General features: G+C 71.9%; 25 protein-coding genes. 13 read left to right on the top strand and 12 right to left on the bottom strand.

Annotated elements, in window-relative coordinates:
- Positions 1 to 33 precede the first annotated feature (33 nt).
- The 5 genes from AB0O48_RS12800 to AB0O48_RS12820 all read right to left on the bottom strand — a co-directional run bounded on the left by AB0O48_RS12800 (position 34) and on the right by AB0O48_RS12820 (position 5,143).
- A complete protein-coding gene (locus AB0O48_RS12800; protein ID WP_365065298.1) occupies positions 34 to 1,497 on the bottom strand; it encodes a HAMP domain-containing sensor histidine kinase in 1,464 nt (487 codons plus the stop codon).
- Positions 1,490 to 2,182: a response regulator transcription factor gene (locus tag AB0O48_RS12805; protein ID WP_357242664.1), complete on the bottom strand. Its 693-nt coding sequence runs from the start codon at positions 2,180 to 2,182 to the stop codon at positions 1,490 to 1,492. The genes AB0O48_RS12800 and AB0O48_RS12805 overlap by 8 nt, the downstream gene beginning before the upstream one ends.
- A gap of 85 nt (positions 2,183 to 2,267) precedes the next feature.
- Positions 2,268 to 2,774 (bottom strand): hypothetical protein, encoded by a 507-nt coding sequence (locus AB0O48_RS12810; RefSeq protein ID WP_357242667.1) that lies wholly within the window; start codon positions 2,772 to 2,774, stop codon positions 2,268 to 2,270.
- A 111-nt stretch (positions 2,775 to 2,885) separates the two neighbouring features.
- The gene (locus AB0O48_RS12815) at positions 2,886 to 3,893 is read right to left on the bottom strand and encodes an aminoglycoside phosphotransferase family protein (protein WP_365065302.1); all 1,008 of its coding nucleotides are present in this window, start codon (positions 3,891 to 3,893) and stop codon (positions 2,886 to 2,888) included.
- A 77-nt stretch (positions 3,894 to 3,970) separates the two neighbouring features.
- Positions 3,971 to 5,143, bottom strand: a complete 1,173-nt coding sequence (locus AB0O48_RS12820; protein ID WP_357572933.1) for an acetyl-CoA C-acyltransferase — start codon at positions 5,141 to 5,143, stop codon at positions 3,971 to 3,973.
- A gap of 267 nt (positions 5,144 to 5,410) precedes the next feature.
- On the opposite strand from AB0O48_RS12820, the gene AB0O48_RS12825 reads away from it, so the two are divergent.
- Entirely contained in the window at positions 5,411 to 5,836 is a 426-nt protein-coding gene (locus AB0O48_RS12825) for a PH domain-containing protein (RefSeq protein ID WP_357242677.1), read from the top strand.
- Between the two features lie 68 nt (positions 5,837 to 5,904).
- Here the strand turns inward: AB0O48_RS12825 and AB0O48_RS12830 are convergent, their stop codons facing one another.
- Together AB0O48_RS12830 and AB0O48_RS12835 are read right to left on the bottom strand one after the other, a co-directional pair.
- Positions 5,905 to 6,816 (bottom strand): rhomboid family intramembrane serine protease, encoded by a 912-nt coding sequence (locus AB0O48_RS12830; RefSeq protein ID WP_357242680.1) that lies wholly within the window; start codon positions 6,814 to 6,816, stop codon positions 5,905 to 5,907.
- 100 nt (positions 6,817 to 6,916) lie between these two features.
- Entirely contained in the window at positions 6,917 to 7,447 is a 531-nt protein-coding gene (locus AB0O48_RS12835; protein WP_203119037.1) for a peptidylprolyl isomerase, read from the bottom strand.
- 84 nt (positions 7,448 to 7,531) lie between these two features.
- Between AB0O48_RS12835 and AB0O48_RS12840 the strand changes: the two genes are divergently transcribed.
- Positions 7,532 to 8,326 (top strand): hypothetical protein, encoded by a 795-nt coding sequence (locus AB0O48_RS12840; RefSeq protein ID WP_357242684.1) that lies wholly within the window; start codon positions 7,532 to 7,534, stop codon positions 8,324 to 8,326.
- A gap of 70 nt (positions 8,327 to 8,396) precedes the next feature.
- On the opposite strand, the gene corA is transcribed toward AB0O48_RS12840, so the two are convergent.
- The 4 genes from corA to AB0O48_RS12860 all read right to left on the bottom strand — a co-directional run bounded on the left by corA (position 8,397) and on the right by AB0O48_RS12860 (position 12,003).
- On the bottom strand, positions 8,397 to 9,545 hold the full coding sequence (gene corA / locus AB0O48_RS12845) for a magnesium/cobalt transporter CorA (RefSeq protein ID WP_357242687.1): 1,149 nt from the start codon (positions 9,543 to 9,545) through the stop codon (positions 8,397 to 8,399).
- Positions 9,546 to 9,867: 322 nt separating this feature from the next.
- A complete protein-coding gene (locus AB0O48_RS12850) occupies positions 9,868 to 10,962 on the bottom strand; it encodes a PLP-dependent aminotransferase family protein (RefSeq protein ID WP_365065309.1) in 1,095 nt (364 codons plus the stop codon).
- 106 nt (positions 10,963 to 11,068) lie between these two features.
- Positions 11,069 to 11,527 (bottom strand): ester cyclase, encoded by a 459-nt coding sequence (locus tag AB0O48_RS12855; RefSeq protein WP_357242694.1) that lies wholly within the window; start codon positions 11,525 to 11,527, stop codon positions 11,069 to 11,071.
- An 83-nt stretch (positions 11,528 to 11,610) separates the two neighbouring features.
- Positions 11,611 to 12,003 carry a CBS domain-containing protein gene (locus tag AB0O48_RS12860; RefSeq protein WP_357242697.1) on the bottom strand — a complete coding sequence of 131 codons (393 nt, stop codon included), beginning with the start codon at positions 12,001 to 12,003 and terminating at the stop codon, positions 11,611 to 11,613.
- A gap of 113 nt (positions 12,004 to 12,116) precedes the next feature.
- On the opposite strand from AB0O48_RS12860, the gene AB0O48_RS12865 reads away from it, so the two are divergent.
- From AB0O48_RS12865 to AB0O48_RS12885, 5 genes are all read left to right on the top strand, one after another.
- Entirely contained in the window at positions 12,117 to 12,566 is a 450-nt protein-coding gene (locus AB0O48_RS12865; RefSeq protein ID WP_357242700.1) for an NUDIX domain-containing protein, read from the top strand.
- The gene (locus tag AB0O48_RS12870; protein ID WP_365065315.1) at positions 12,563 to 13,330 is read left to right on the top strand and encodes a hypothetical protein; all 768 of its coding nucleotides are present in this window, start codon (positions 12,563 to 12,565) and stop codon (positions 13,328 to 13,330) included. Before AB0O48_RS12865 ends, AB0O48_RS12870 begins: the two co-directional genes overlap by 4 nt.
- 79 nt (positions 13,331 to 13,409) lie before the next feature.
- Positions 13,410 to 14,141, top strand: a complete 732-nt coding sequence (locus AB0O48_RS12875; protein ID WP_357242706.1) for a phosphocholine cytidylyltransferase family protein — start codon at positions 13,410 to 13,412, stop codon at positions 14,139 to 14,141.
- On the top strand, positions 14,129 to 15,196 hold the full coding sequence (locus tag AB0O48_RS12880; RefSeq protein ID WP_357242710.1) for an iron-containing alcohol dehydrogenase family protein: 1,068 nt from the start codon (positions 14,129 to 14,131) through the stop codon (positions 15,194 to 15,196). Before AB0O48_RS12875 ends, AB0O48_RS12880 begins: the two co-directional genes overlap by 13 nt.
- Positions 15,171 to 15,893 (top strand): CDP-alcohol phosphatidyltransferase family protein, encoded by a 723-nt coding sequence (locus tag AB0O48_RS12885; protein WP_357242713.1) that lies wholly within the window; start codon positions 15,171 to 15,173, stop codon positions 15,891 to 15,893. The genes AB0O48_RS12880 and AB0O48_RS12885 overlap by 26 nt, the downstream gene beginning before the upstream one ends.
- A gap of 167 nt (positions 15,894 to 16,060) precedes the next feature.
- Here the strand turns inward: AB0O48_RS12885 and AB0O48_RS12890 are convergent, their stop codons facing one another.
- Entirely contained in the window at positions 16,061 to 17,326 is a 1,266-nt protein-coding gene (locus AB0O48_RS12890; RefSeq protein ID WP_365065321.1) for a glycosyltransferase, read from the bottom strand.
- A gap of 24 nt (positions 17,327 to 17,350) precedes the next feature.
- Between AB0O48_RS12890 and AB0O48_RS12895 the strand changes: the two genes are divergently transcribed.
- From AB0O48_RS12895 to AB0O48_RS12920, 6 genes are all read left to right on the top strand, one after another.
- The gene (locus AB0O48_RS12895; protein WP_365065323.1) at positions 17,351 to 18,211 is read left to right on the top strand and encodes a DNA-formamidopyrimidine glycosylase family protein; all 861 of its coding nucleotides are present in this window, start codon (positions 17,351 to 17,353) and stop codon (positions 18,209 to 18,211) included.
- Between the two features lie 264 nt (positions 18,212 to 18,475).
- Positions 18,476 to 20,047, top strand: a complete 1,572-nt coding sequence (locus AB0O48_RS12900; protein WP_357244027.1) for a sugar transferase — start codon at positions 18,476 to 18,478, stop codon at positions 20,045 to 20,047.
- Between the two features lie 40 nt (positions 20,048 to 20,087).
- Complete coding sequence (locus tag AB0O48_RS12905) at positions 20,088 to 21,314, top strand: histidine kinase (RefSeq protein ID WP_357242722.1); 1,227 nt, start codon at positions 20,088 to 20,090, stop codon at positions 21,312 to 21,314.
- The gene (locus AB0O48_RS12910; RefSeq protein ID WP_357242725.1) at positions 21,311 to 22,069 is read left to right on the top strand and encodes a LytTR family DNA-binding domain-containing protein; all 759 of its coding nucleotides are present in this window, start codon (positions 21,311 to 21,313) and stop codon (positions 22,067 to 22,069) included. Before AB0O48_RS12905 ends, AB0O48_RS12910 begins: the two co-directional genes overlap by 4 nt.
- 78 nt (positions 22,070 to 22,147) lie before the next feature.
- Positions 22,148 to 22,804, top strand: a complete 657-nt coding sequence (locus tag AB0O48_RS12915; protein WP_357242728.1) for a DUF5701 family protein — start codon at positions 22,148 to 22,150, stop codon at positions 22,802 to 22,804.
- Between the two features lie 165 nt (positions 22,805 to 22,969).
- Complete coding sequence (locus AB0O48_RS12920) at positions 22,970 to 25,042, top strand: carboxypeptidase-like regulatory domain-containing protein (RefSeq protein ID WP_357242730.1); 2,073 nt, start codon at positions 22,970 to 22,972, stop codon at positions 25,040 to 25,042.
- Positions 25,043 to 25,078 lie beyond the last annotated feature (36 nt).

Consider the following 25,078-nt stretch of genomic DNA (forward strand, 5'->3'; position numbering starts at 1 on the left):
TCCTCAGCATTCCCGCCGAGGACGAGCGGAGCGTCAGGCCGATGTTCGAGTCAGGTAAGGATCACCGGGTAGCCGGACCGTGAAGGCCGCGCCGCCCTCCGGCGCGTGACCCGCGGCGATCTCCCCGCCCAGCCGACGGACCAGGCCGGCGGCCAGCGCCAACCCCAGCCCGCTGCCCACCTTGCGCACCCCCCGGTACCGCTCGTGCAGCGCACCGCGTTCGAACGCCACCGCCAGGTCGTCGTCGGTGAAGCCGGGTCCGCCGTCCCGGACCTCCAGCTCACCGCCGGAGGCCGGGTCCGCGGCCGGCCGGACCGCGAGCACCACCGGCGACCCCGGGGGTACGACCCGCAGCGCGTTCTCCAACAACCCGTCCAGCACCTGCCGGATCCGCCCCGGATCGGTGTACGCGGGCACCGGCCGACCGGGCGTCTCCAACCGGAACGGCACCCCCACCGCCGCGCACCGACCGGCCCAGGTCGGCTCCGCGTGCACGGCCAGCTTGGTCAGGTCCACCGGCACCGGTTCCAGCGGGAAGTCGGCGGCCTCCAGTCGGGCCAGCGCCAGCAGGTCCCCGATCAGCCGGTCCAGGTGTTGGGCCTCGGTCAGCATCGTCTGACCGGTGTCCACCGTGTCGTCCGCGCCGAGCACCCCGTCGGCGAGCGCCTCGGCGTACCCCCGGATCGCGGTCAGCGGGGTACGCAGCTCGTGCGAGACGGACAGCAGGAACTCCCGCTGCCGGCCCTCGCTGGTGGCCAGCGCGCCGGCCAGACCGTTCAAGGCCTCGGCCAGGTCGGCGACCTCGTCCGGTGACTCGACAGGTATCCGCACGGCGCGGTCGCCGGCGCGTAGCCGGGCGGCGGCGGTGGCCGCCACCCGGATCGGTCGAGCCAACCGGCGGGCCAGCAGCAGCCCGGCGACCACACCGGCGGCCAACCCGGCCAGCAGCGGCAACCAGAGGCTCAGCAGCACCTGTGCCCACAACCCGGGTGACGCCGCACGGGAGAGCACCACCCCGTTGCCGTTGGGTAGCGCCCGGCCCTCGACCAGGGCACGCTCCCCGTTGACGACGCGCCGCACCGACACGTTGCGGCCCTGTTCGATCCGCTGCACCACCCTGGGTGGCAGGCCCGGCCGGTCGACCGCCCCGCGCCGGATCAGGTACGCGTCGATGCCCTGGTTGCGGAGCTGCTGGATGAGCCGCTCCTCGTCGGCGCTGCGACCCCGGTCCAGGCGGGTCCGCAGCACCTCGGCGGCCAGCCGGGCCTGGGCGGCGAGCGCTTCCTGATCGCGTCGCTCCGCGCCACGGATCGCCAACGGCACCGCGACGATGGCGGTGACCAGCACCGACACCAGCGCCACCGCGCAGGTGACGAGCACCGCGCGGGCGGTCAGCGTACGGCCGAGTCGGCCTCGTCGAGGTGCGGCGGGCGGGCCGGCGCCGACCACCGGCAGGGTCATGGTCGGCGACCCGACGCGCCCGGAGTGGTCAGGCATCGACCGCGTACCCGACGCCACGGTGGGTCTTGATGACGCTGGCCGGGCCGAGTTTCGCCCGCACCTGGGCGACGTGCACGTCGACCGTGCGGGTGCCGGCGTGCGCCGCGTAACCCCAGACCCCGGCCAGCAGCTCCTCCCGGGTGAAGACCCGACCGGGCCGGGCCATCAGGTGCGCCAGCAGGTCGAACTCGGTGGAGGTGAGCTGCACCGGCGCGCCCGCGGCGGTGACCGTGCGCCGCGCCGGGTCGAGCGTCACCGGGCCGACGACCCGCGGCCGGTCCGCGCCCTCCGGGCCACCGGCGGAGCGCCGCAGCACCGCGCGCACCCGGGCGACCAACTCCCGGGGGCTGAACGGCTTGGTGACGTAGTCGTCGGCGCCCAACTCCAGGCCGACGATCCGATCCACCTCGTCGTCCCGGGCGGTGAGGAAGATGACCGGGGTCCAGTCGCCCGCCTCGCGCAGCCGGCGGCAGATCTCGGTGCCGGGCAGGCCCGGTAGCGCGATGTCCAGGACGCAGGCCACCGGGCGTAACCGGCGAGCCGCGTGCAGACCGGCCTCACCGTCGCGTTCCAGGTGGACGCCGAATCCGTCCCGGGCGAGGTAGAGCCGGACCAGGTCGGCGATGGCCGGCTCGTCCTCGACCACGAGGACGAGCCCGCGGTGCGGCGGTTCGACGGTCACCGGCCCATGATTGCCGACGGCGGGGCTCGGCGCGATCGGCGCGTGTTCGAGTTCGGTAAAGGCGTCGCGGAGGTCGGGTGTCAGCTCACCAGGACGGAGCGAACATGCCGGGCCGCGAGTCGGCCGGGGCGTCACCGATGCTGGCGACGACCCGGGCGCCGGGCGGCCGCAGGCGGGTCCGGAACGCCTGGTTGAGCAGCGCGTCGAGCTGCCAGACCTGCTTGGGGTGGCTGGTGCGGATCAGGAACCGCTCACGGATCCCGTCGATCGCGGTGGCCGCCATCTCGACCGAGTGCAGTCGGGGGTCCGGGCTCCAGGTCACGTTGCTCAGCTCGCGCAGCTCGGTGTTGAGGTGCAGGCGCAGCCGGTGCAGGAGACGGGTCTGTTGGGTCACCACCAGCCGACGGTGCGTGAGCAGTAGGAGGTAGTCGCCGGTGACCGGGCGGTCGGGGCGGCTGCAACGGGTGACCAGGATGGTGGCGTCACCGGAGCCGACGCAGCGCCGGAAGACCGGCATGTGCCGGCTCACCGTCTGCACGGCCAGGCCAGCCTCGGAGGCGGCCGGGAGGAACGTTCGGGAGAAGACGTCCATGACCTGCCCAACGACGCCACCAGCGGGGTGACGTGGGTCACGCCGTTTTTTTGGAAGTTCCACGCCGCGTGTCGCACTGCCTGTCCGACTTCCGACTCGGACGGATCATGGTCAGGAGTTGGGCCGAATCGGGCTGGCGGCGAACAGCTCCGACAACCAACCGGGGACCGCGGCGGCGTACTCGGACCGCGACTCCTCGGTGGTGTCCAGGGCTCGACGCCAGGAGAGCGACCGGCTCACCGGCCCCAGGGTGATCGCCAGGTCGGCGGCCTCCAGGAGGGTCCGCCGGTCGTACCGGTCGGTCCACGCCTCCAGGTAGGCGTCCCGCAACCGGGCCAGCCCGGCGTCGTCGACCGCCAGCTCGTCGGCGTACCGGATGGAACGCAGGGTCACCAGCAGCGTGCCGAACGGGTGCGCCACCGAGGCGTCCCCCCAGTCGAAGTAGCGGTACCCGTCCGGACCGGCGAAGACATTGTCGTCGTGCAGGTCGTCGTGCTGCACCGTGGCCGGGATGCCGAACTCGGCGAGCCGACGGCACCGCTCGGCGTACGACGGCACCTCCGCCCGCAGCCGGTCGTACATCTCGGGGTCGAGCCCCTCCTCCGCACCGAGCAACAGCGACGCGCGGTCGTCGAGCAGCTCGACGAAGAGGTCGGCGAGCACCTCGGGCCGATGGTCCGGTACGCCGGAGGCGACCAGCTCGTCGGCCTGCGCCGCGGTGGCCAGTTGGAGGGCGGCGTACCCGGGCAGCGCCCGCTCCCAGTGCGTCAGGTCCGGGTCGCGGCCCAGCAGGCCGCGCAGTGACTCGCCGCCGTCGGGCAGCAACGACCAGCCCCGCTCCGGGTCCACCGCGATCGGGGTGAGCACCCGTTCCGGCGTGAGCCGGGCCAGTCTCGCGATCAGGGCGGCCTCGTGCGCCGTGCCCCGATTGTTGGCCTTGAACCAGACCGGACCACCGTCGGTGGGCACCCGCCACACCAGCGACCACGGACGGACCCGCGGCTCCACCGGCCCGGTCACCCGCCGACCCGCGCGGGTCAACTGCTCGTCGACCCAGGACCGGGCCTGCGTCCGCCACTGCTCTCCGGACCAGTCCGGGGCACGCTCGATCGTCGTCACGCTGGGCACCCTAGGCCGTCGTCCGGGAGTTGGGGACCCCTTTTCCGCACCGCCCGGACGTGTGGGCGGAGGTGTCCTCAGATCAGCTCGACGATCGTGGCGTTGGCCATGCCGCCACCCTCGCACATGGTCTGTAGGCCGTAGCGGATCCCGTTGTCCCGCATGTGCTGGAGCATGGTGGTCATGATCCGGGCGCCGGAACCACCGAGCGGGTGACCGAGGGCGATCGCCCCGCCGCGCGGGTTGAGCCGCTCCGGGTCGGCCTCGGTCTCCGCCAGCCACGCCAGCGGGACCGGGGCGAACGCCTCGTTCACCTCGTACACCCCGATCTCCTCGATGCCCAGCCCCGCGCGGCGCAGCGCCTTCGCGGTGGCCGGGATGGGTGCGGTGAGCATGGTGACCGGGTCGTCGGCGGCGACCACGGCGGTGTGGATCCGAGCAAGCGGACGCAGGCCGTGCCGGCTGGCCCAGTCGGAGGTGGTCACGGCGAGCGCCGCCGCGCCGTCGGAGATCTGGGACGCGGAACCGGCGGTCACCACACCGTCGGCGCGGAACGGCGTGGCCAGTTCGCCCAGCTTCTCCAGGGAGGTCTCCCGGCGGATGCCCTCGTCGGCGGCGAACTTGCCCCCATCGCCCAGCGGCACCGGGGTCAGCTCCGGATCGAACGCCCCGGCGTCCTGTGCGGCGGCTGCCTTCTCGTGGCTGGCCAACGCGAACTCGTCCAACTGGGTGCGCGAGAGGCGCCACCGCTGGGCGATCAGTTCGGCCCCGACCCCCTGGTTGAACGGCAGCGGCGCGTCGTCGGCGAAGCCCTCGACGCCTCGGTAGCGGGCGCGCAACTGGTCGCTGAACGGCATCCCACCGGCCACGCTGGAGCCCATCGGTACCCGGGTCATCGACTCGACACCGCCGGCCACAACCAGGTCGGCCTGGCCGGAGAGCACGGTCGCGGCGGCGAAGTGCAGGGCCTGCTGGCTGGAGCCGCACTGCCGGTCCAGGGTCGTGCCGGGCACCGTCTCGGGCCAGCCGGCGGCGAGCACGCCGTTGCGGGCGATGTTCCACGATTGCTCGCCGACCTGGGACACGCAGCCCCAGAGGACGTCGTCGACCTGCTCCGGGTCGATCCCGGTGCGCTCGGCGAGGGCGCGCAGCACGTGCGCCGAGAGATCTACCGGGTGGACGTCGGCGAGGCTGCCCCGCCGCCGTCCGACCGGGGTGCGCACCGCGCCGACGATGACCGCGTCACTCATGTTTACTCCCCGGTAACCTGGGCTGCCCCGATCCTACGTCCTCCCTGGAGCGGCTGGCTGCCCCCGGGCTGCTCTCCCTCCACCGGCACGCCGGTGCGCCCGAGCCGGTCGGGCACGAGCGCGGGCCGGGCGGGCATTCGCGGGCCGGGCGGGCATTCGCGGGCCGGGCGGGCATTCGCGGGCCGGGCGGGCATTCGCGGGCCGGGCGGGCATTCGCGGGCCGGGCGGGCACTGCCGGGAGCCGGCAGCCGCTGGCATGCTGAGCGGGTGGATGAAATCTCCCCGGTCCGGCAGTGGCGAGTGCCGGCGAGCCTACCGGCGGCGAAGCTGGCCGGTGGGGTCCTGCTGGTCGCGCTCGGGCTGCTCTTCGCCGACGGCGACCCGGTGCGGTTGGTGCTGGCCGTCCTGGCCGCCGCCGCGCTGGCCGTCTGGGCGGTACGCGACCTGATCGCACCGGTCCGATTGGCGGCGGATCCGGCCGGACTGACCGTCATTCGCGGGTTCGCTGGTCGCCGACTGCTGCCCTGGCCGGCGATCGAGGCGATCACCGTGGACCGGCGACCGCGACTGGGGCTCACGTCCGAGGTCCTGGAGATCGACGCGGGCGAGTCACTGCACCTCTTCGGCCGATACGACCTGGGCGCCACCCCGGAAGAGGTCGCCGCCGCGCTACGCGCCGCCCGCCGCTCCTGACACCCGGAGATCTTGGAAGGAAACCGCCCCTCCGGGGGCACCTTCCTTCCAAGATCTCGATCGAGAGGTCAACCGAGCAGGGCGGCGGTGCGGAAGAGGACCAGGCCCAGCAGGATCAGCAGGATGATCGCCCCGCCGGCGACCTGCACCAACGTGCGTCGACCACGCGGCGCGTACGCGAGCACCAGCGCCATCAGCGCGCCGACCACCAGGCCACCCAGGTGCCCGGGGATCGAGATGCCCGGAACGGCGAGCGTGAACACCAGGTTGATCACCAGGATCGGGATGATCTGGGAGATGTCCCGACCCATCTTGCGCTCGATGATGAGCAGTGCGGCGAAGAGCCCGAAGATCGAGGTCGACGCCCCGGCGGTGGCCGAGTTCTGGGCGCTGAACAGGTACGCGGCCACGTTGCCGCCGAGGCCCGCGATCAGGTAGAGCGCGGCGAACCGCACCCGGCCGAGGCTGGCCTCCAGGGATCGGCCGAGCACCCACAGAGCCCACATGTTGAGCAGCAGATGGACCACGCCGTAGTGCAGGAACATCGCGGTGACCAGCCGGTACCACTGGCCCTCGGCGATCCCGCCGAGCGTGCCGTCGGGCAGGACCGCCAGCCCGAGCACCGACCCCCAGTTGGTCAGCGGCGTGCCGCCGCCCATCAGACCGCCGAAGCCGGAACCGCCCACCGCCGCGTCCCCACCTCGGTCGGAGGCGATGGACAGCAGCATGAGCAGCACGTTCAGCGCGATGAGCGCCTTGGTGACATAGCCGTGCCGGCCGGCGGCACCGCCACCGAAGGCGGTACGCGCCGGCCGGACACTGCGACGTCCCTCGTTGACGCACTCCGGGCACTGGTGCCCGACGGACGCCTCCCGCATGCAGTCCGGGCAGATCGGCCGGTCGCAGCGGGTGCACCGGACGTAGGTCTCCCGGCCGGGGTGCCGGTAGCAGACCGGGGTGGTCGGCGGAGACTCGCTCACCGGGCCGACCCTCCGTCCACCGCCGCGCGATCCACCGACTCCGGCCGGTGCGGTGCTCCGGAGCGCTCAATCATGCGAGCAAAGGTACCTCGCGAATCGGTCAGGAAGCAGACCGCTCGATCTCGACCCGCTCGATGACGACGTCCTGGAGGGGACGGTCGCTCGGGCCGGTCGGGGTGCTGGCGATCGAGTCGACGACCTTCACCGACTGCTCGTCGGCAACCTGGCCGAAGATCGTGTGCCGGTTGTTGAGGTGCGGCGTCGGGGACACGGTGATGAAGAACTGCGAACCGTTGGTGCCCGGTCCGGCGTTCGCCATCGCCAGCAGGTAGGGACGGTCGAACCGCAGCTCCGGGTGGAACTCGTCGGCGAACTTGTAGCCCGGTCCGCCCCGACCGGTGCCGGTCGGGTCGCCCATCTGGACCATGAAACCGCTGATCACCCGGTGCGAGATGGTGCCGTCGTAGTACGGCCCACTGCCCGGCTGACCGGTGCGCGGGTCGGTGTACTCACGGTTGCCCTCGGCCAGGTCGACGAAGTTGCGGACGGTCTTCGGCGCGTGGTTGGGGAAGAGCTCCAGCCGGATCGGGCCAGCGTTGGTGTGCAGGGTGGCGTAGACAGCCTCGGCCACGGGTACTCCTCACTCGTTGGTCAGTTCCATGCGGATCCTCCCATGTGCCCGATCTGGCATCGCGGAGGCATCCGTTGGTGGAGGATGACGAAGGAACAACTCCCAGGAGGTAGGACCGTGTTTGGATTCGGGCGGCGTAAGTCCCAGGGGCAGTTGGCCAAGGCCGAGCTGAACCAGAGCATCAGCCACCTGATGCAGGCAGCCAACCACGCGGCGAAGGGTGCTGGCGCGACCGTCGGTCCGCGGGTCCAGGTAGCCCGGGGCTACGTCGGGCCGGCCGCGGCGAGGGTTCGCGACCAGGCGTCGACCGGCTGGGGGACGACACTCACCACGCTGGCACCGCTGGCCGCGGCGGCCCGTGACGGCGCCGCGCAGGCAGGGCCGCTGACCAGGAAGGCCAAGTCGAAGACCATGCGGATCACCGGTAAGAAGAAGCAGCCGCGCCGTCGCGGCTCGATGATGACCGGCCTGCTGGCCGCGGGTGTCGTCGCCGGCCTGGCCGGCGCAGTGGCGATGCGCCGCCGCCGGGAGCAGCAGGAGTGGGCCGAGTACGACCCGACCCGCAACCTCGAACCGATGCGCGACGAGGTCGACTCGATCGAGGTGCGCACGCCGTCCGCCCCCAAGGGGACCGACGGGGCGGCCATGGCCGGCGCGGCGGGGATGACCGGCGCGGCGGGGATGACCGGCGCGGGCAGCTCGGCGGTGGCCGGCGGCAGCAGCGCCAGCACCACCGCCCCGGCGAAGCAGACCGGGATCCGCCCGACCGACAAGGTCCCCTCGGTCGCCGAGGGCGCCACGGACGTCACCGGTCGGCCGACCGACGACCTCACCAAGGCACTGGGCAAGGACACGGCCCGCACCAACGGCCGCCGCTGACCCAGCGACAACGCGTTCAGGTGCCGGCGAGCGGGCTGCCCCCGCTCGCCGGCACCTGAACGTGTCGCGGTCAGAGCCAGCCGTTGCGGCGGAACCAGCGGTAGAGGGCCAGTGAGACGCCGAGCATGAGGGCCAGGGCCACCGGATAGCCGTACGTCATCTTCAGCTCGGGCATGTTGTCGAAGTTCATGCCCTCGACGCCGGCGATGGAGGTCCAGACCGCGGCGATCGCCGCCCAGGCGGCGATCTTGCGCATGTCGTTGTTCTGGTCGACGGTGACCTGGGCCAGCCGTGCCTGGAGGATCGAGTTCAGCAGGTCGTCGTAGGAGTTCACCTGCTCCACGGTGCGGCTCAGGTGGTCCTGCACGTCCCGGAAGTACTTGCGGATCTCCTTGGGCACGTCCCGGTTGACCTGGGAGGTCAGCGTCATCAGCGGCCGTTGCAACGGCACCACCGCCCGCTTGAACTCCACCAGCTCCCGCTTCATCTGGTAGATCCGCTGGATCCGCCCGTGGCCCTGCCGGTCGAAGACCTCCGCCTCCAGCACGTCGAGGTCGTCCTCGATCTGCTCGGCCACCTCCAGATAGAGGTCGACCACCCGATCGGTCACCCCGTACGCCACCGCCCACGGGCCGTGCAGCAGCAGATCGTGCTTGGTCTCCAGGTCGGCGCGGATCGGGGCGAGCCGGCAGGCATCACCGTGCCGGACGCTGATCACGAAGTTCGGGCCGATGAAGAGCATCACCTGCCCGGTCTCCACGACCTCGGAGTTCTCGGTCAGCTCGGCGTGCTCGCAGTACCGCGCCGTACGCAGCACCAGGAAGACGACGTCGCCGAACCGCTCCAGCTTCGGGCGCTGCTCGGCCTTCACGGCGTCCTCGACGGCCAGCTCGTGCAGACCGTAGGTCTCCGCGATGGCGGTCATCTCGGCCAACTCGGGCTGGTGCAGACCGAGCCACACGAAGCCGTGTTCCTCGCGGCGGGCCGCGGTCAGCGCGTCGGCGTACGTCCAGTCACCGGGTTGCCGCTTGCCGTCGACGTAGAGCGCGCAGTCGACCACGGCGCTGCGGTCGGTGCCAGTGGGCGCTGGCACGGGCGGCGAGCCGTCGGCGTTGAGGATCCGGGTCATCGCCCGGACCGGGGAGGGCCACGCGCGAGGCCGTAGCACCCGACCCGTGGTCGGCGGTGCCGTCCGGTCCCGCTCTGTGCGATCCGTCATCGCGTCACCTCCCACGCTCGGCTGCGGCTTGCAGGCTACGCCGACCGCGGTCCGGGTCACGTGTGACGGCGGTCGCGTGGGGCGGCGCCGGGCGGGCCGGGCCGCATCGGGGGGTGTGCGGGGACGACACGGCCCACCCGGCACCTGTGGGGGCGGGAGGTTGTGCTGCCGCGGCACCCAGGTCGTCGCCGGTCCGAAGGCCGCGAGTGACCTCCGTAACAGCTGATGGGTGACGCTCGCAGCATTGTGGGCCGCCGACCGCCCCGGGCGGGAGCCCCGAGGCGGTTGGCGTCGTCGTTCTGTCGGGAACCCGACAGACGGCTCAGGTACGGACCGCCTCGACGGCCTCGGCGAGCCGACGTACACCCTCGTCGATCTTGTCGGCGGTCACCGCCGAGAAGGCCAGTCGAAGGGCGTGCCGCCCACCTTCCAGCACGAAGTCACTGCCCTTGACCACGGCGACCCCACGCTCGGCCGCCGCCGGGGCGAGCCGCTCGACGAGCACGTCCTGCGGGAACTCGACCCAGAGGAAGTAGCCGCCGTCGGGCTCCACGAACCGCGCCTGCGGCAGGCGCCGGCGCAGCGACTCGGCGAGCACCCGGGCCCGCTCGCCCAGCGCCGCCCGGACCGTCTCGATCGAGCGGTCGATGTCACCGGAGACGCAGAACTGGTGCACGATCGCCTGCGACACCATGCCCGGGGAGATGTAGAGGCTCGTCGCGTTCTTGGCGATGTCGGCGATCAGGTCCGCCGGGCCGACCAGGTATCCGACCCGCACACCCGGGCAGACCGTCTTGGTGAAGCTCGACGCGTGCACCACCACGTTGCGGGTGTCCAGCGAGAGCATCGACGGCAGCGCCTCGCCACGGAACCGGACGTCCGCGTACGGGTCGTCCTCGAAGATCGTGAACTCGTACTCGGCGGCCAGGTCGAGCAACTCCCGACGCTTCTCCAGCGAGAGCGTCATGCCGGCCGGGTTCTGGTAGTTCGGAATGACGTGCGCGAGCCGGGGCCGCACCCCGGACTCCAGCAACTTGCGCAGCTCGGCGGTGTCGAGCCCATCCGGCTGGACCGAGATGCCGTGCAGCTCACTGCCCATGCGCTGGAGGTTGAGCAGCGTCCGGTCGTACGTCGGGCGTTCCACCACCACCGCGTCGCCGGGGCGGACCAGGTGGTCGAAGAGGAACGCGTCGGCCTGAAGCGACCCGTTGGTGACCAGCACCTGGTCGGCCTGGACGCCGTGCTTGTCGGCGATCCACTTCCGCAGCGGAAGGTAACCGACGGAGGTGCCGTACGCCGTGACCCCCGCGGGGTCGGCGTCGAAGGCGCGGACGGCGGCGGCCTTGAGCCCCTCGACATCGACGATGTCCAGCGAGGGAGCCCCACGGGCAAAGGAGATCAACTGCTCGGCGGTCATGGATGTTGAGCGTACGGGCGGCGACGGGGGACGCGCGGACGGCACGGCGATGTCCGCATCCTGAGCCACCGGGACGGGTGACCCGACTCCACCGGTCGGCGACAGATCAGACCGGAAGTGCGAGCGCGTCGTGGTGCGCCACCCGGGAAAGTCCCTCAAACTGCACGCCGAGCGCGTCGAGGAGCTGGCTCCAGTCGAAGTAGGAACGCCAGGCGGTGATCCGACCATGACGAGCCCGGACCACGTCGGCCACCTCCCAGCTCACCAACCGGCCGGTGGGCGCGACGGTGCCGTACGGCGAGTGCAGCGTGCCGGTGTGGGTGCCGGTCAGGCGCAGCTCGACGGCCGCCCCGCCGCCCGTACGGACCGCGCCGATCGGGTCCACCCGCAGGTCCGGGAAGGCACCGGTCCAGGTACGCAGCAGCGCGGGCAACTCGATCGGGCGGACCGTCACACCCGGCATGGCGTAGAACGCCTCCGGGGCGTAGAGGTCAGGTAGACGGGCCACGTCCCGCGACAGGAGCATGGCGTACTGCTGCTCGACAAGGCGCTCCGCGTCACGCATCGGGCCCTCCCTCGCGGGCCACGGCACCTCCGCGCCCGCAGGGGATCCTTACCCGTCGATCCGGCCCGCCACACCTGCGCGGCTCAGGTCGTGACCGCCACCTGACCCTCCGACCAGACCCGCATGATGTCCCGCACGGAGATCACCCCGGCGACCTCGCGGCCGTCCAGCACCACCAGGTGCCGGAATCCACCACGGGCCATGGCCGCGGCCGCCTCGGCCACCGTCCATTCCGGCCCCGCGTAGACCACGTCCCAGGTCAGATGGGCACCGGTGCGTTCCACGTCGCAGTCCAGGCCGGCGCCGATGGCCTTCAACACGTCTCGTTCGGTCATGATCCCGACCCCCTCGGAGTCCGGGTCGATCACGACGGCCGACCCGACACCGCGGGCCGACATCATCCGGGCCGCCTGGCGAAGCGTGTGCTCCGGACCGACGACGAGAACCTGGCTGGACATGGCATCCCGTACCTGCATCACACATCACTCCTTTGGGACGGTGGCCTCCGGTACGGACATGGTCGTCCGTGGATGTTTCCGGGACAAGACCGAACATCGCCGTACCGGCGGCCGCTCGCTACTGTCGGACCGTGTCCACCGAGCCCCTGCGCTGCGCCGGCGCGCTGATCGTCGACCATGACGGCCGCATCTTCTTCCAGCGCCGCTCACCGCACCGACGCCTCTTCCCCGACTGCTGGGACATCGTCGGTGGCCACCTCGAACCAGGCGAGGACATCGACGAGGCGCTGCGCCGGGAGATCACCGAGGAGACCGGCTGGGTCCTCTCGCACGTCCTGGGCCAGGTGGGCGAGTACAGCTACGTCGGTGACGACGGTCTGGCCCGGACCGAGTACGACTTCCTGGTCCGGGTCGACGGTGACCTGGACCGCCCGACGCTGGAGGCCGGCAAGCACACCGAGTTCCGCTGGCTGGCCGAGCACGAGGTGGCCGTGCTGGACGAGCACCGCGACGTCAACGACGGACTGATCCGACGGATCGCGGAGGAGGGCTTCGCCGTCCTGCGGTCGATCGGTCTGTGAACACCGTCGAGTTGGCGCCGCACCGCGTCGCCGGGCTGCTCGCCCCGGCCGTGGACCGGGTCTTCCGCGCCGGCATGCTGGCCGGCCGCGACTGCGGAGGCGCCGAGCTGAGCCAGCGCTACGGCGGAGTGACGGCGACCGGTTTCCTGGTCGACCTGCGTACCCGGCTGGCCGCACCCGGCGGCACGGTCGACGGAGCCGGGTTCGCGGCGATCACCCGGTACCACGACCCGGTCGTCTGCCGGCGGACCGTCGACAAGCAGGTCGCGCACGGGATGCTCCACCGCCGCCCGGACGGCTCGCTCTCCGCCACCGAGCGGGGCGCGGCCTTCCTCACCGAGCTGTACCAGGTGCACGCGGAGGTCACCGAGGAGCTGTGGGTCGGGCACGACGAGCGGGTGTCCCGGCTGGTCGCGCTGCTCGGCCGGCTGCTGTCGTACGCCCTGGTGCTGGCCGACACCGACGGCGACCGGGGCGGCTCGGCCTTCGCCGCGATGGCACCCCCCTACGAACCGGACGGCACCCCTCCGGGTGTGCTGCTGCTCAACCGGCTCGGCACGCTGCGCTACCACCGCGCCGACGCGCACGCCGACGCCTGGGCCGCCGCCGGGCACACCGCATCCAGCATCACCGCCCTGCCGGCCGGCCCCGAACGGCTCGCCATCGAGCTGGAAACCGACCGACGGGCCGCCGGCCCGTACTCCGTGCTCAGCGCGGACGAGCGGCTGACCATACTCGCCGACCTGGCCGCGCTGCCCGGCTGACCCGGTTGGCCGGAGCGGCGAGGCCAGCCGGCGCTATCCTCCAGCGGTGACCGGGAGCAGGACGAGGGAGGATGTCGCGATGATCGGAATGGTGCTCGCGGCCGGAGCGGGACGCCGGCTGCGCCCGTACACCGACACCCTGCCCAAGGCGTTGGTGCCGGTGGACGGCGAGACGACGATCCTGGACATCGCGCTGGGCAACCTGGCCGAGGTCGGGCTCACCGACATCGTGATCGTGGTCGGCTACGCGGCGGACGCGGTCCGCGAGCGGCAGGCCGACCTGGAGAAGAAGTACGGGGTGACGCTCACCCTGGTGCACAACGACAAGGCCGAGGAGTGGAACAACGCGTACTCGCTCTGGCTGGCCCGGGAGTACTTCGCGCGCGGGGTGCTGCTGGTCAACGGGGACACCGTGCACCCGGTGAGCATCGAGAAGACCCTGCTGGCCGAGCGCGGGCCGGGCATCCTGCTCGCGGTGGACACCCTCAAGCCGCTGGCCGAGGAGGAGATGAAGACCACCTTCGACGCCGCCGGCCAGCTCACCCGCATCACCAAGCTGATGGACCCGGGCGAGGCGTACGGGGAGTACATCGGCGCCACGCTCATCGAGCCGCAGGTCGCCGACGCGCTCGCCGACGCGCTGGAGGCGACCTGGCGGCGGGACCCGAACCTCTACTACGAGGACGGCTACCAGGAGTTCTCCGACCGCGGCGGGGAGGTGCGGGCGGCGCCGATCGGTGACGTCCCGTGGGTCGAGGTCGACAACCACGCCGACCTGGCCCGCGCACGGGAGATCGCGTGCCGCTACTAGCTCGGAGCGTCCTCACCCCACTGCACATCGACGTGCGACGGGGGGCGGTGGCCGACCTGGGCGCGATCCTGGCCGACGGGCGGATCTCCGCCGGCGGTGACGTCGCGGTCGTGGTCGGCCCCGGTCAGGGCACCCAGATCGCGGAGCTGATCCGACCGTCCCTGCGGACGGCGGACGTCTTCACCGTCTCCGGGGGGACGCTGGACGCTGCCGACGACCTCGGTGGCAAACTGCGCGCCCGGTCGTACGACGCGGTCGTCGGGATCGGTGGCGGCAAGACCATCGACGTGGCCAAGTACGCGGCCACCCGCCGGGGCCTCCCGATGGTGTCGGTGGCGACGAGCCTCGCCAACGACGGGATCGCCTCCCCGGTGGCCAGCCTCATCACCGACGGGCTCAAGGGCTCCTACGGCGTGCACATCCCGATCGCGGTGATCGTCGACCTGGACTTCGTGGAGAGCGGTCCGGACCGGCACAACCGCGCCGGCATCGGCGACGTGATCAGCAACATCAGCGCGCTGGCCGACTGGGAACTGGCCCGCCGGGTACGCGTCGAACCGTTCGACGGGCTCGCCGCCTCGCTGTCCCGGGCGGGTGCCGAAGCGGTGCTCAACCACCCGGGCGACATGGCCGACGACGCCTTCGTCACCGTGCTGGCCGAGGCGTTGATCTCCAGCGGCCTGGCCATGGCCATCGAGGGCACCAGCCGTCCGTGCAGTGGCGGCTGCCACGAGATCATGCACGCCATCGACGCGCTCTTCCCCGGCACCGCCTCACACGGCGAGTTGGCCGGGCTGGGCGCGCTGTTCTGCACCTGGCTGCGCGGGGACCTGCGCCGCTTCGGGGAGATGTCGGCCTGTCTGGCCCGGCACGGTCTGCCCCGGCTCCCCGCCGAGGTGGGGCTCAGCGACGACCAGTTCGTGGAGGCGGTGCAGTTCGCGCCGCGTACCCGACCGGACCGCTACACCATCCTCGAACACCTGGCGCTGTCGCCTACCGAGACCCGGGAGCGGCTGGCAGACTACGCCGGTGCAATCCGCGACCAGCTTGGCTGACCCCCGTCCCACCGTCGCCGACTTCCACCGGGTGAACCGGGGCGGCGGCCTGTTCAGCGAGTCGATCAGTCAGTGGCTGGGTGCCGTCTTCGCACTTGTCGCCCAGCGGCTCGGGCTGCGCCCCACGGCGCTCACCATCACCAACCTGGTGCTCGGGCTGGCCACCTCGGTCACCGTGGTGGCGCTCGCCGGCCCGGTCGCCGCCGGTGACACACCGGCCTGGGTGGTCGGCCTGCTCGCGCTGGTCGGCTGGCAGGTGGCGTACTCCCTGGACTGCGCCGACGGGCAGCTCGCCCGGGTGACCGGGCAGGGCAGCGCGGCCGGCGCCCGGATCGACGTGCTCTGCGACGTGGCCGCGCAGATCGCCCTGGTCGCCGCGCTGGCCGCCACCGCCGTGGCGCAGGAGCCGTCCACCCCGACCTGGCTGGTGGCGACGTTCGCGGGGACCTGGATGGTCAACCTGGTCACGTCGGTGATGCAGGCCGGCCCGAACGCCGCCAGCATGGTCACCTCGACCTCACTGCCGGTACGTCTCGTGAAGCTGGTCCGCGACTACGGCGCGGTGGTCTTCGTGGCCGCCCTGGTGCTCGCCGTGGCCCCCGCGCTGGTCCTCTGGGTGCTCGTCGCGTTCACGATCGTCAACGGTGGCTTCCTGCTGGCCAGCATCGCCTTCTCCGCCCGCGCCTCCCTCCGCTGACCCACCCCGATCCGCACCGGACCGCCAAGATCGCGCTCGATCCAGGATCTAGTGGCCTCGGAGCAGCCGGATGGGACTACATCCTGGTTCGAGCGCGATCATGCCCAGGCAGGGGCGGTCACGGCGAGGGGGCGCCTGCGCGTCGACGGCGCGGGCGGGACCGGGGTTCAGACGTGGTTGGGGGTGCGGGCAAGGCCCGCGTAGATGTCGATCAGCTGCTTGGTGACCACGTCGGGGTGGAAGATCCGCTCGTAGCGGGCGCGGGCGGCCACGGCCAGTCCGGCCGCACCGGCGCGGGCGACCGGTAGGGCGGCGGCCAGCGCGGCCGGCTCCGGTGCGACGACCCAGCCGGCCTCGCCCACCTCGATGCCGACCGGCATGGGCGACCCGCCGCCGACGACCGCGGAGGCCACCTCGGCCGGGCCGGTGCCGGCGGGCTCGTGCGGGGCGTCGGCCCCCACCAGGTACGGAATGCCGCCCAACGCCGTACCGAGCACCGGCCGGCCGTTCGCCAACGCCTCGATGATCACGGTGGGCAGCACGTCGTGCCACATCGCGGCGGCGATCACCACCGCGCTCGCCTCGACGGCGGCCTGCACGCCGGCCCGGTCGAGCTGACCGAGGTAGACCACGTCGGGTCGCTCGGCGGCGGCGGCCTCCACCAGCGGGCGCAGCTCCCCGTCGCCCGCCACGCGGAGCGTGCCCAGCGAGCCCACCGGGTGCCGCCGCCAGGCGTCCAGCAGCAGGTCGACGCCTTTCTCCGGAGAGAGCCGGGCCATATAGAGGAACCCGTCCCCCAGTGGCGCCGGCCGACCCGGGTCGGGTACGGAGTTCGGCTTCACCACGATGCGTTCGTCCGGAATGCCGTAGTCGCGGAGGTGATCGGCGATCGCCGAGGTGAGCGCGACGTACCGGTCCACCGAGCGCCAGGTGCCCCGGTGCACGGCCAGGGTGGTCGCCATCAACGCGCTCTGCGCCGCCGAGTCGCGGTAGCAGCGGTGCTTGATCGCCGGCACCCCCAACACGCGACCCTTGCAGTCCTGACAGATCACGCCGTCGCGGAAGTAGATCCCCGACGAGCAGACCTGCCGGTAGTTGTGCACCGTCTGCACCACCGGCACGCCGTGGCGGTGCGCGGTCCGCACCACCCAGGGCGAGATCAGGGGGTACGGGTTGTGCAGGTGCAGGACGTCCGGTCGGCGCTCGGTGAGCAGCCGGCTCAGGTCGTGCTGGGCACGCGGCGCCCAGATCGGCGAGATCGGCAGCAGCGCCTTCGCCGCCTTCGACATCGACGGGATCTCGTCCGAACTGCGGATGAAGGGCAGCACCTCGACGCCGGCGGCGGTGAGCTGGGCGATCTCCGAGTCGACGATGGTGTTCTCGCCGGAGGGTTGGGCTTCCCGATACCGGTTGTGCGCCACCACGATTCTCACGGGAAGAAAGGCTACCGTTGACTGGTGCCCGAACTACCGGAGGTTGAGGCGCTCGCGGGTTATCTGCGACAGCGCGCGGTGGGCCGGCGCGTCGATCGGCTGGAGATCGCCGCGATCAGCGCCCTGAAGACGTACGAACCGGCACCGACCGAGGTCGCCGGCCGGGCGGTGGTCGACGCCGGCCGGCACGGCAAGTTCCTCGACGTGCTCTTCGAAGGTGACCTGCACCTCGTGGTGCACCTGGCCCGGGCGGGCTGGCTGCACTACCGGGAGGCGTTCCCGGCCACCACGCCGCTGCGCCCCGGCAAGGGTCCGATCGCGCTGCGCGTACGCCTGGACGACGGCTCCGGTTTCGATCTCACCGAGGCCGGCACCCAGAAGAAGCTGGCCGCGTACCTGGTCACCGACCTGGCGGCGGTGCCCGGGGTGGTCAAGCTGGGTCCGGACGCGCTCGCCGCCGACCTGCCCACCTTCGCCGAGCGACTGCGCAGCCGGCGGGGGCAGGTCAAGGGGGTGCTGACCGACCAGTCGGTGCTGTCCGGGGTGGGCAACGCGTACTCCGACGAGATCCTGCACACCGCGAAGCTGTCCCCGTTCGCGATCACCGATCGGCTCACCGACGCCCAGATCGCCACCCTGCACGCGGCCACCCGGCAGGTCCTCGGCGACGCGGTCGATCGGTCCCTCGGTCAGCGGGCCGCGGAGCTGAAGGGCGAGAAGCGCTCCGGGTTGAAGGTGCACGCCCGCACCGGGCTGCCCTGCCCGGTGTGCGGGGACACCGTGCGTGAGGTGTCCTTCGCCGACTCCAGCCTCCAGTACTGCGCGACGTGTCAGACCGGCGGCAAACCGCTCGCTGACCGACGGTTGTCCAAACTTGTACGGTGAGTAATTCCACTCGGCGACTACGCAGCGGAATCGCCCACGGTGAGCGGAAGCTCCGGTCCGCCGTTCTGGCCACGCGCGCATCCATCGGTATAGTGGCCCGGTCCCCGGCTTCTGAAATGGTGCGGAGCCGGCCAGATCGCACCGGCACCATCGCTCGCCAATCTCCTTCGGGGCGGCGACCGGTCGGAGCCCGCGTGGGAGACTGGGACGGTGGGCGACCCGGGTCCTCACTCCGAGTGAGCGGCCCGTGTCATGCGGGAGGACATGGGTGAGGTGACGGCAAGCCTCCAGCGCCCGGTAACCAACGAAGGCCGGAGCAGACTCGTGCGGCACGTCGACAGCTTCGAGATCCAGCCGCCGACGCCGCCGTCTCACAACGGCGTCCCCCGGTCGGCGTGGACGAGGTCGCGTCGCCGGGTCTCCCGCTGGCACCGCCCCTACATCGCCGTCCTGCTGCTGCTCGACTTCGGCGCGGCGGCGTTCGCGAGTTGGATCGCGATCCAACTGTTCGACCAGGCCGCCTCCGGGTTCAACGACCTCAAGCAGGACCCGACCTGGTTCCACACCGTCTCCTACCTGCTGCTCCCGCTCGGCTGGGTGGTCATCCTCTGGAGCAACCGGGCCTACGACCGGCGCTATCTGGGGCTCGGCCCGGACGAGTTCAAGCGGGTCATCCGCGCTGCGGTGACCGTCGCCGCGAGCGTCTCGTTCCTCGCGTTCGCCACCAAGACCGCGCTGTCCCGCTGGACGGTCGGCACGGCGCTGCTCGGCGCGTTGCTGTTGATCTTGTGGGGCCGTTTCGTGGCCCGCTGGGCGCTGCACTACATCAGGCGACGCGCCGGCCAGGCCGCCCACCGGATGGTGCTGGTCGGCACCCTGCCGGAGTGCCTGGAGGTCTACGCGGCGGTCACCCGCAGCCCGGCCGCCGGACTGATGCCCGTCGCCATCCACATCACCGACGGGTACGCGGCGGCCCGAGGCATGCCGACGCCGGTCCCGGTGTACGCCGGACGTGACGTCCTCGCTCTCGTCCGTGAGGTCGGCGGGGACACCATCGCCGTCTGCGGGTCGGCCAGCGCGGAGCCGGGTGAGCTGCGCCGACTGGCCTGGCAGTTGGAGGGCTCCGGCGTCGATCTGGTGGTGGCCCCGCAGTTGACCGACATCGCCGGCCCCCGGGTGCACATCCGCCCGATCGAGGGTCTGCCGCTGCTGCACGTCGAGGAACCGACCCTCTCCGGGCCGGCGCTCCTGGCCAAGAACCTGATGGACCGGGTCGCCGCCGGCCTCGGCCTGCTGGTGCTGGCCCCGCTCTTCCTGGGCATCGCCCTGGCGATCCGGATCTCCGACCCCGGGCCGGTCTTCTTCCGCCAGCCGCGGGTGGGGCACGAGGGGCGCACGTTCCGGGTGTGGAAGTTCCGGACCATGTACGTCGATGCCGAGGACCGGCTGGCCAGCCTGGTCGACCGGAACGAGACCGACGGCATGCTGTTCAAGATGAAGCAGGATCCCCGGGTCTTCCCCGTGGGCCGCTTCCTGCGGGCCTCCTCGCTGGACGAGCTGCCGCAGCTGATCAACGTGCTCTGGGGGGAGATGTCGCTGGTCGGGCCACGCCCGTTGCCGGCCGACGACGGCGACTTCCTCGGTGACGTACGCCGGCGGCTGCTGGTCCGCCCCGGCATGACCGGCCTGTGGCAGGTCTCGGGCCGCTCCGACCTGTCCTGGGACGAGTCGGTCCGGCTGGACCTCTACTACGTCGACAACTGGTCCTTGGCGTACGACCTGAGCATCCTGTGGCGCACGGTCGGCGTGGTGCTCGCCCGCAAGGGCGCGTACTAGGGGTCTTGGCGCACCGGCTCCCAGGGGCAAGGATCACTGCGTGGGCGCCAACCTCTCCGCCGTGGTCGGCGTCGTGTCACTCGTCACCGCGTTGACCGCCGCCCTGCTGGCGGTGCTGCGGCTGCGGGCCCGCCGGGGCATCGCCACCGCCACCCAACGAGCCACCTACGAGGTCCTGCACACCGCCGGTCTCGCCGCCGAGCCGCTGCGGGCGGGGCTGAGCGCGGCGGGCGCGGCGAAGGCCGTACGCCATCTGCGTGCCCTGGTGGGCGCGGTCGGGCTGGCCCTCACCGACGTCGACCGGCTGCTGGCCCTCGACGGGCGGGGCACACACCACGGCGACCAACTGCTCGCGGCGGCCCGGCGGACGGTGGACACCGGGCGGTCGGCGGTGCTCGGCGAGCAGGAGCTGCACTGCGACCGGGTCGACTGCCCGATCCGGGGGGCGGTGGTCGCGCCGTTGCAGGGGGCGGACGGCCGGGTGGTCGGCGCGTTGGTGGCCATCGCCGACAGCCCGCCCGCCCCCGGGTTGGTGCAGGCCACCCTGGAGACGGCGCACTGGGCCGGCAACCAGCTCGCCCTGGCCGAGCTGGACTCGTCGCGGGAGCGGCTGGCCCGCGCCGAGATCCGCGCGTTGCGGGCGCAGATCAGCCCGCACTTCATCTACAACGCGCTGACGGCCATCGGTTCGTTCGTCCGCACCGACCCGGAGCGGGCCCGGGAGCTGATCCTGGAGTTCGCGGAGTTCACCAGGTACTCGTTCCGGGCGCACGGGGAGTTCACCACCCTCGCCGAGGAGCTGCGGTCGATCGACCGGTACCTGACCATCGAGCGGGCTCGATTCGGTGACCGGTTGCAGGTGCGGTTGCAGATCGCCCCGGAGGTGCTGCCGGTGACGCTGCCGTTCCTCTGCCTCCAGCCGCTGGTGGAGAACGCGGTTCGCCACGGGTTGTCCCGCAAGCCGGGCACGGGCATGGTGAGCATCGAGGCCCGGGACGCGGGCGCCGAATGCCACATCACGGTGGAGGACGACGGGGTGGGAATGGACCCGTCCACGCTGACCGCCGGCATCGCCGAGCTGGCCCGGGGCACCGGCGACCCGGGCGACGACCCGGGTCAGCACGTCGGCCTCTCGAACGTCGACGAGCGGCTGCGCTCGGTCTTCGGGGACCGGTTCGGCCTGGTGGTGGAGACCGGGCTGGGCTCGGGCACGAAGGTGAGCATGCGGATCCCGAAGTTCCACCCCGGCGTACGGGCAGGCTCGTGACTACTGGCTTCCTCCGGGTCCTGGCGGTGGACGACGAGCCGCCCGCGCTCGACGAGTTGGCGTACCACCTGCGGGCCGATCCCCGGGTGGCCCGGCTGCACACGGCCGGGGATGCCACCGAGGCACTGCGGCTGCTGCGCGACGGCGACGTGGACGTGGTCTTCCTGGACATCCGGATGCCCGGCCTGGACGGGATGGAGTTGGCCCGGGTGCTGCGCCGCTTCGCCCGGCCACCGGCGATCGTGTTCGTCACCGCGTACGACGACGGCGCGGTGGACGCCTTCGACCTTGGTGCCACGGACTACGTGCGCAAACCGGTGCGCGCCGATCGGCTGGCCGAGTCGCTGCGGCGGGTGATCGGGTCGCGGGTGGTGCCGTCGCATCCGGCGGCGCTGGCCCGGACCGAGGAGGACCCGACAATTCCCATCGAGTTGGCCGGCACCACCCGGATGCTGCCCCGCTCGGCGGTGCGGTGGGTGGAGGCGCAGGGCGACTACGCCCGGCTGCACACGGCGGACGGGTCGCACCTGGTGCGGGTGTCGCTGGCCACGTTGGCGGAGCGGTGGGCCGATGCCGGCTTCGTCCGGGTGCACCGGTCGTACCTGGTGCAGCTGAAGCTGATCGCGGAGCTGCGGCTGGTCAACTCCGGTTATGTCGTGGTGATCGACGCCACCGAGCTGCCGGTGAGCCGGCGGCACACCCGGGAGTTGAAGGACAAGCTGGTCCGGGCGGCGAAGCAGGACTGGGGCCGCTGACCCCGGCTCTCCTCGTTGCGGCGGGAATAAGCGCGCCTCTCCGTACGTCGTACGGTACGTTGCTTACGACGAACGGAGATGCCCGTGTTCGACGCTGCCACCGAATTCGACCGCCAGGTCGACCACCTGGTGCACCTTGGCTACCCCGATCTGGCGGGGCAGTCCGAGAACGCCTTCCGCGACCTGGTCGCACCGCTACGGGCCAGGGCGATCGACGGCACCGCCGACCTGTCCGCCCCCACCGACGCCCGGGTGCCGTTCCTGCTGGTCATCACCCGGGACCTGATCGGGGTGCCGGAACGAGTCAGCCGCACCACCCTGGCCGGCAAGCGCAAGCCCGGCGTCGTCGACCGCAACTACGCCGACGACGACCTGCCGCGCTTCGATCCGATCAAGGAACTGGAGACGCCGGCCGGGCCGGCCTACCTGCTCTTCGACGTCGACCGGGGCGAGGAGTTCCGCAACCTGCCCCCGATCACCGCCATGGAGGGGATCACCGCCCAGGGCCGGCTGCCGCTCACCATCGACGAGGGTCTCGCCTTCGTCACACTGCACCCGGCCGCGCTGGCGAGCAACAGGTGCTTCTCGCTGATCGGATCCCGCTGCGGCGACAAGCGGGTGCCGGCGATCTGGATCAGCCAGGGGGCACCGAAGCTGGGTTGGTGCTGGTACGGCAACCCGCACACCTGGCTCGGCTCCGCCTCGGCCCGCCCGGAGCGCGTCGGCCTGGAGTGACAGTCCGCTGAGGAGGGATGACCGGTCGCGCGGATCCGCCCGACCGGCCCTGCCGGCGGATATCGCCGTTGGCCTATTCTTCTGCTACCGATTCCGGTACGGGGCGCAGGGTCGGGGTGGGCGAAGCCTGCGCGGGCGCCCCACCACCCTTACCTGGGGACGCCGATGCAACTATTCTCACCCCGCCGCGCCCTACTGGCCACCGCCGTCGTGGCCGCACTCGTACTGCCCGGGGCCACCCCGGCTCAGGCCGCGGCCACCGGCGCGGTCAGCGGACGACTGACCACCAGCACCGGCACCGCCGCCGCCGAGGTCCAGGTGCTGGTCTACGACCCCGACAGTTACTCCTACGTCGACCACACCAGCACCGACGCCGACGGCAACTTCACCCTCGCCGGGCTGCCCGCGGGCCCGTACCTGGTGGGCTACTTCCCGCTCGAGCAGCCTGGGCAGTACTACCGTCAGCACGCGACGATCTGGAACGCCGACCCGGTGACCGTCACCGCCGGTGGCACCGCCAGGGCCGACGACCAACTCTTCGCCATCGGCACCTTCACCGGTCAGATCGTCAACACCGCGGGCGACCCGATGCCGAACCTGTCCGTCAACGCCCGCGAGGTCGACACGGGTGCCGTGACCGGGGGCCAGACCGACGACCAGGGTCGATACACCTTCGCCACCCAGCCGGGCCGCTACGTCCTGAGCCTCCAGCCGATCGCGGGCGTCGACCAGGTGCAGTACGTGCCCGGGAAGCTCGATCGGGAGAGCGCCACCATCTTCGAGGTGAAGGCCGACGAGGCGACAGTGGTCAACGAGACCGCGCTGCCGGCGGGCACCCTCAGCGGCCGGTTCACCACCGCCGCCGGTGCCCCGCTCGCCGACGCGCAGGTCTCCATCGACACCGGCACCGGATCCAGCGGGGCGTACACGCAGACCGACGCGAACGGTGAGTTCTCCGTACAACTACTGCCGGCCTCCTACATCGTCAGCCTGTACGCCGGTGATCGCCAGCAGTACTACCGCGGCAAGTTGACCTCCGAGGACGCCGACCGCGTCGAGGTACGCGGCGGGCAGCAGACGAGGATCACGGACAGCCTGCTCGGCACCGGTTCGGTCACCGTGAGCGCGGTCGACTCGGTCAGCGGAGCGCCCATCGCCGACTTCTGCGCCCAGTCGGTCTGCAGCAACGGCACCGGCACGGTGACCGTCACCGGCCTGCCGCAGGGCAGCCACACCCTCTACCTGGACGTGGCAGACCGGCTCCACTTCAACCGCGAGGTGACCGGGGTACGGGTGAAGGCCAACCGCGACACCAAGCTGACCGTGAAGATGCGCCCCGGCGCGCTCATCAGCACCACCGTCCTCGACCGGCAGACCGGCCGGCCCGTGCCGGACGTCTGCCTGGACACCTTCCTACCGAAGCAGGCGAAGCTCGGGGACAGTTACGGCTACTGCAGCGACCAGACCGGCAAGATCACGGTGGGACCGTTCGCCGCCGGCAGCTACAAGCTCTTCGCGGTGCCGCGGGACAGCAACTACGGCCGCCAGTGGGTCGGCGTCAACGGCGGCAGCGGCGACGAGCGGGAGGCAGCCGTCGTCACCGCGACCGTCGGCCAGATCGCCACCGGGCCGCAGATCAGGCTGGACCGGGCCGGCACGGTCACCGGCACGGTCACCGATTCGGCCGGCAAGCCGGTGCGGGATGCCAACGTGTCGGTGCTGACCGCCCACCCCGGGGTCGGCGCGCAGGACGCCATCACCGACGAGCACGGCGTCTACACCCTCGAACGGCTCGGCCCGTACGCCTGGCCGGTGGTGGTCGGCGCCAACCCGTACGCGAGCGTGTGGTCCGGCGACAAGCCGAGCCGGTTCACCGCCACTCCGGTGCCGGTGACCGCCGGGGCGGCCGCCACCCACAACGTCCAACTCGACCAGGGCGTCCAACTGACCGGCACCTTCCGTACGCCCGACGGCACCCCCTTCACCAGTGGGTTCGTCATCGCCCGCAACGTCGACACCGGTGACATCGCGGGCAACACCTGGATGACCGACGGTCAGTTCACCATTCGCGTCAAGGGGCCCCAGCGGGTCTTCTTCACCTACAACGTGACGCTCGGTGAGAAGCAGTTCGAGGGTCGCTACCTGGCGACCCAGCCGGACGGCACCCGCAAGCTGGCACGGTTCACCGTCCCGGCCAGCGGCAGCATGTCCGTGGATCTGGTCGTCCCGACCAGCTGACGGTTCGACGAAGCGGGGCCGGTGGCACCACGCCAC

The organism is Micromonospora sp. NPDC085948 (assembly GCF_040686315.1).
GTDB lineage: Bacteria > Actinomycetota > Actinomycetes > Mycobacteriales > Micromonosporaceae > Micromonospora.